We start from the raw sequence: 5,384 nt of genomic DNA on the forward strand, positions 1-5,384 counted from the left end.
ACTCTTGGACGCTGCCGACACAGATTTGCTCGCTCTCATCTTCGCTCACCCAAATCGGCAAGGGAGCTCCCCAATATCGTTCACGAGACAAGGCCCAGTCAACATTGTTTCTCAACCAGTCACCAAAACGACCTGCCCGGATATAGTCTGGGTGCCAGTTGATTTTGTTATTGTTGTCCAGCAGCTGTTGTTTAACTGCCGTAGTCCGCAGATACCAGCTCTTTTTCGCGTAGTTGATCAGGGGCGTATTGTCCCGATAGTTAAACGGGTAGGTATGGGTCAGCGTCGCTGCCCTATATAACAGATTGTGGGCCAGCAAATCCTGGCTGATCAGCCGATCCGCGTCTTTGAAAAATTTGCCGGTGTAGGGACCGTCACCCGCCGGGGCCGCTGGCAGTTTTACCTCTGGATAGACGTGCCCCAGCAGATCAACTGAAAACAGCATGGGCAGCTGATATTTACGACCCAGGTCCAGGTCACCGTAAGCCGGGGCAATGTGTAGTACCCCAGTGCCTTCATCGATCATGACGCTATCGTCACCCCAGACTCGAAACGCATTGGTGAGGTCTTCTCCGTCGGGGACTCGCCCTTGCAAGATCGGGGTATAATCCAGACCCACCAAAGATTCCCCTGAAAAGGTTTTGAGGGTACGGTAGTTTCCTTCACCAAAGACTTGATCTGCTAGATCCTGCGCCAAAAGGTAGAAATCTTTTTGGGTCTCCTCGCCATGCTGGGTTGAGGCTTCAAATAGGCCATAGATTGCATTGGGGTTGATTGCGATCGCAACATTCGCCGCTAGTGTCCAGGGGGTTGTGGTCCACGCCAGCAAATAGACCGATTGCTGGCTATCTTCCTCATCTAACCAGCCCCGCTCTATGAGCTGACGGGTTTTAACCGGAAATTTCGGATAAACCGAGGGATCTTCAGCGTCTCGATATCCCTGGGCTACCTCATGATCCGAGAGACTGGTGTTGTTGCGTGGACAATGCCAGGTGGCTCGATAATCTTCAAACAGCAGATCCCGATCCCACAGCGACTTCATCAGCCACCAGCAAGACTCAATATAAGTATTCTCGTAGGTGACATAGGCATTTTCAAGATCTAGCCAGTAGCCAATCCGTTCGGTCATGGCCTGCCAATCTTGAATGCGCTCGAATACAGACGCCTTGCAAAGTTGATTAAACTTGGCGATGCCAAAGGCTTCAATGTCTGATTTTTTAGTAAACCCTAGGCGCTTCTCGACTTCTAGCTCCACCGGCAGGCCGTGGGTATCCCACCCGCCCTTGCGAACAACGCGATGACCTTGCATGGTTTTGTAGCGGACAAACAGGTCTTTATAGGCCCGAGAAATGACATGGTGCACACCCGGTTTACCATTGGCGGTGGGTGGGCCTTCGTAAAATACGAAATTACTTTGGGGGGCTGGTTTATCTACCGACTTTTGGAAGATATGGTGCGCTTTCCAAAAAGCTATAACCGTCTGCTCCAGGCTGGAGAAACTAGGCGTTTTTTCAACATCGCGAAACATGATTACCGCACTCCCTGTGGGTATAGAGCTGTTATAAGGTTGGCAATTGCCAACCTTATTCCTCCACATTGGGGCGCTGAGGTGAGCGCGGTACCACCCAATTTTGCCAACGCTTTGCAACGTCGGTCTTTGCAGCTACTCCCAAATGGGAAGAGCCTCCTGCTATAACGTGCAGGCCACGGCCCTGTCTACTCGAATGCGATCGCGAGCGATCCTTCTTTTGGAGGGCGGCTCAGGGAGGATATTCATTTTTGCCGTATGGTCAGGCTCACACCATCCCTGACTCGCTCTACACCGACACAAAAATTACTCTTTCCCATCAATGCCTTTGTTGGGGTTAGACCACATCTAGTTTGAAAACTTAAGTTTTTCCCGTAGGTCAAACGACTAGGTCTGGATGTGGTCAAGGTTTATTTAGATTTTTCCGATTATAGCGAATGAAAACTCAAGTTGCGAGTAGTTAACCAAGAAGCTGCGAGATGCCAATTCGTTTTGTTTTCCAGCTTAGAGCCAAACTGCACTCTCAGTCTGTTGCTTGTCAGATCACTTTAATATTTCTGTAATGGCACACTGTAGGAGTTCAGTGATGGTCGGCAGCATTGTATAACTTTCCGGTTGAACGGCTGCAAAAACCTTTGCTACAGCACCGACCAGCTTTGTTAGCTCGCTCCAACCGGGTTGTTAGACCGCGCTTAGTTTTGGATTAATCATCTGTATTTGTCTACTGATAATTAGCGAGAGAGCTTGACGGGTCATCTCCATTGGCATAAATGGTGACTCTGCCCAATACTTTATGACCTGCTCTGGCAGTACTGGAATGTGGACAAAACCAACTTTCATGTCAGATTTACGAGTTTCCCTCCAATGAAGAAAGTGATAAAAAATCTGATTGCATAAATGAGTTCCACAATCATTGGAAATTCTAGCTGGAATATTGCGGCTTTCTAGCAAGGAAACTAAACTATCTTGCTCTAGCAAAGAATTCCAGTAAGCTATGGGAGCATTTGGGACAACCTTCTCACCTTTTGGTGCATTACCTGCTCTGTCCAATGTCACAAAATATCTTAAATTCTTTGCCATTCGTTCAAGAGCTATCCGGTTGTAGCCTCGTGCTTGACCAATCCCAATGCAAAGATCAGGCGAGACGACTTTGAGGGTTTCATCGACTACCTGCCTAAGACCGTTGGTATTACCAGGCATAATCTTGAAATCAATGTAATGAAGGTACTGACTAAGCTCTTGAGTGGGATTATCACGCAGCGAAACCACAACTGACTCTGACGCATTCAACCCATCATCATTTGGCTCAAAGCCAGTGATTAATACTCTCATCTCACAACACCATCTCAGCAAAAGTCTAAACTGACTTAACTTTAAACACTCACAGATAGCTTTTAAGCCACCGTCACCACTGAGGTCTAGCGGTCTAACGGTCGTGTTCAGCGGCAACAATCAACCTTTATGCTACCCCAGGATTTCCATATTGTCCGCTGCAAACGGTTGTGTACGCTCGGCATGGGCGTGAACTAATGGGGTGAAAGTCCCCTGTAGGAGGCCCGCCCAAATGCTCGAAAGTCATAGGAGCCGAGAGACGAGTACTACTAGCTTAAGGCAAGGGCGCTCTCGCGAGGGAGGGGCTGAAGGAAGCCAACGGCAAATCTGCGAGCCGACGTAGGCGTAAGACTTCCCGAAGGGTACAGAAACGTCATAGAAGGCCTGGATTCCCAGGTAAGTTGGCACAACACAACGAAACCTAGAGGTCCAAGGAACAGGGTAAATAACGCGATTGTGTAGAGACTGAAGTGACCCCAAAATCGTTATCAACCATTAGTGAGAATGTGCAAAAAATCGGAGAAAGCTGCAAGATATCAAGACTTAACCCACTGCATACTCCTAGGTATCTGCTGAAATATCGTTCAAGGAACGAGTTGCACATGTCACATATTTTGCATCGCGACTCTAGCCTAAGAGAGAGAGGAAGTAGCTATGCCGCTGGCACGGACCTCGTCAGCTATGGTTTCCAAGAACCTTATCTACGTGCGGTTTTGGGACTTATTGGCGTGAGCGACATCACGTTTATTCGTGCTGCAAACTCAAACGAAAGAGAAGATTCTCGTCGGCAGTCTCTAGCTAAAACTCATGACTTAATTCGCCAGATGACAACAACTTGGTAGCGACAAGGGAAAGGCGGGCTTTACGATGGCTTATCAAACGGAATCACTCCTCCCTGTCGCAAAAGTTGACTGGCGAGGCAAACGTCGTGTGGATTATCGAGGCATTTTGCTTCTTGCGTTTCCACTGTTTCTCAGTAACGGGGTTCAAGCTGTTCTGAACCTTACAGACTCTTGGTTTATTGGACGCCTCTCGACCGATGCGATCGCTGCAATGGGGGCGCTGTACTTTCTTATCCTGGTACTGTTCGTCCTGTTTGGTGGGGTCGGCATGTATGTACAAACTTTAGTGGCTCAAGCCTATGGAGAGGGTAAATATCACCAGGCCGCCCAAGCGGTTGGGGCCGGATTTTGGGGTGCACTCTTGCTCACCCCACTGTTCGTTCTACTGGCTATTTCAGGAGTTGAGTTGCTTAAGCTGTTTCAATTCTCTCCAGTCGTTGAGCAGCTAGCCATCGACTACTGGATACCCCGTCTCTTGGGCTTGACAATCGCAATTATAAATTTAGGATTGACCGCCTTCTTCAATGGCGTTGGTAGAACTACGATTACGCTGTGGGTATCGATCGCCATTGCCCTCCTCAACGTGGTTTTGAATGAGAGCTTGATGTTTCAGTTGGGAATGGGAATGGCTGGGGCCGCATGGGCGACAACCCTTTCGCTCATGGCTGGCATGGTGCTTTTTCTCTGGGTTTTTCTCAGCCGTGAGATTCGTCAAGACTTCCAATCTCATCGGATTTGGAAGCCCCAGTGGCAAGCGATTCGCTATCTTTTTGCGGTAGGTCTTCCACTCGGGTTTCTTATGACCGCCGATTTAACCGGGATTGCCTTCTTTCAAATCATGCAGGTCAAGCTTGGTGTCGTACCAGGGGCTGCTACCCAGGTTGTCATGATGCTGACCTCGACGGCCTACATGCCAACGCTAGGTATCGCGCAGGCAGGAACAACCTTGGTCGGACAGTCAATTGGAGCAGGTAATCGCCGCTGGGCAAAGCGATTAGGCAATATAGCGATCGCCTTATGTGTGCTGTACTCGATTTCAGTGAATGTCTTACTTGCCTTTAACGGGCAGTGGCTAGTACCCCTATTCGTCACGACGACTGATGCCCACGTTGAAGCCGTTATTCAACTGAGCCAGACATTACTCTGGCTAGCCGTTGTCTACAACGCTTTTAATGCATTGAATATTGGCAGCGCCTTTTGCCTTCAAGGTACCGGCGACGTCAAGGTGCCGAGTCTGTTTGCTGTTCTATTGAGTTGGTTGGGCTTTGTGCCACTCACTCATATCCTGACATTTGAGCAAGGAGAAGGGCTGGTTGATTTTCTGCCACAATTAGGAGTAGGTATCTTTGGTGGATGGAGCGCCGCAATCCTATTTACTCTGCTACTGAGTTCATTTCTATTTTTGCGATGGCGATTTGGAGGCTGGCAAAAAACTAGTTCGAGATAGAGCATAGCCTACTGATTAGGTGCAGTTTTCTCGCAAATGTCCTCTGGATAAGCACCTGAAGGTTTAACTGAGGTAGTCCAACGATCCCCATCACCCGCTGCAGATAACTGAAGTGAACCCCTGAATTTGGACAGTAAAATCAGATGATAGCAAGTCTAGACTGACATGTATCAATCTGAGACATCCTACAATTCCTTCCTCCACTTTTCCTCAAATTCGCTGGGTGTCAAATAGC

At 48.6% G+C, this 5,384-nt stretch carries 4 protein-coding genes and 1 other annotated feature; of the genes, 2 read left to right on the plus strand and 2 right to left on the minus strand.

From position 1 onward, the window contains the following. Together QGP82_RS03165 and QGP82_RS03170 are read right to left on the minus strand one after the other, a co-directional pair. The coding region (locus QGP82_RS03165; protein WP_499057044.1) for a class I tRNA ligase family protein at nt 1–1,528 on the minus strand (1,528 nt) is incomplete at its 3' end. 66 nt (nt 1,529–1,594) lie between these two features. Beyond that, nucleotides 1,595–1,860 (minus strand) — a binding site (T-box leader). A 349-nt stretch (nt 1,861–2,209) separates the two neighbouring features. After that, nucleotides 2,210–2,860 (minus strand): pyroglutamyl-peptidase I, encoded by a 651-nt coding sequence (locus QGP82_RS03170; RefSeq protein WP_163668303.1) that lies wholly within the window; start codon nt 2,858–2,860, stop codon nt 2,210–2,212. A gap of 602 nt (nt 2,861–3,462) precedes the next feature. On the opposite strand from QGP82_RS03170, the gene QGP82_RS03175 reads away from it, so the two are divergent. Then, entirely contained in the window at nt 3,463–3,702 is a 240-nt protein-coding gene (locus QGP82_RS03175) for an NADPH-dependent FMN reductase family protein (protein ID WP_163668305.1), read from the plus strand. A gap of 25 nt (nt 3,703–3,727) precedes the next feature. After that, on the plus strand, nt 3,728–5,149 hold the full coding sequence (locus QGP82_RS03180) for an MATE family efflux transporter (protein ID WP_499057047.1): 1,422 nt from the start codon (nt 3,728–3,730) through the stop codon (nt 5,147–5,149). Nucleotides 5,150–5,384: the final 235 nt, after the last annotated feature.

This window comes from Leptothoe sp. LEGE 181152 (assembly GCF_032906605.1).
Classification (GTDB): domain Bacteria; phylum Cyanobacteriota; class Cyanobacteriia; order Phormidesmidales; family Phormidesmidaceae; genus Leptothoe; species Leptothoe turfae.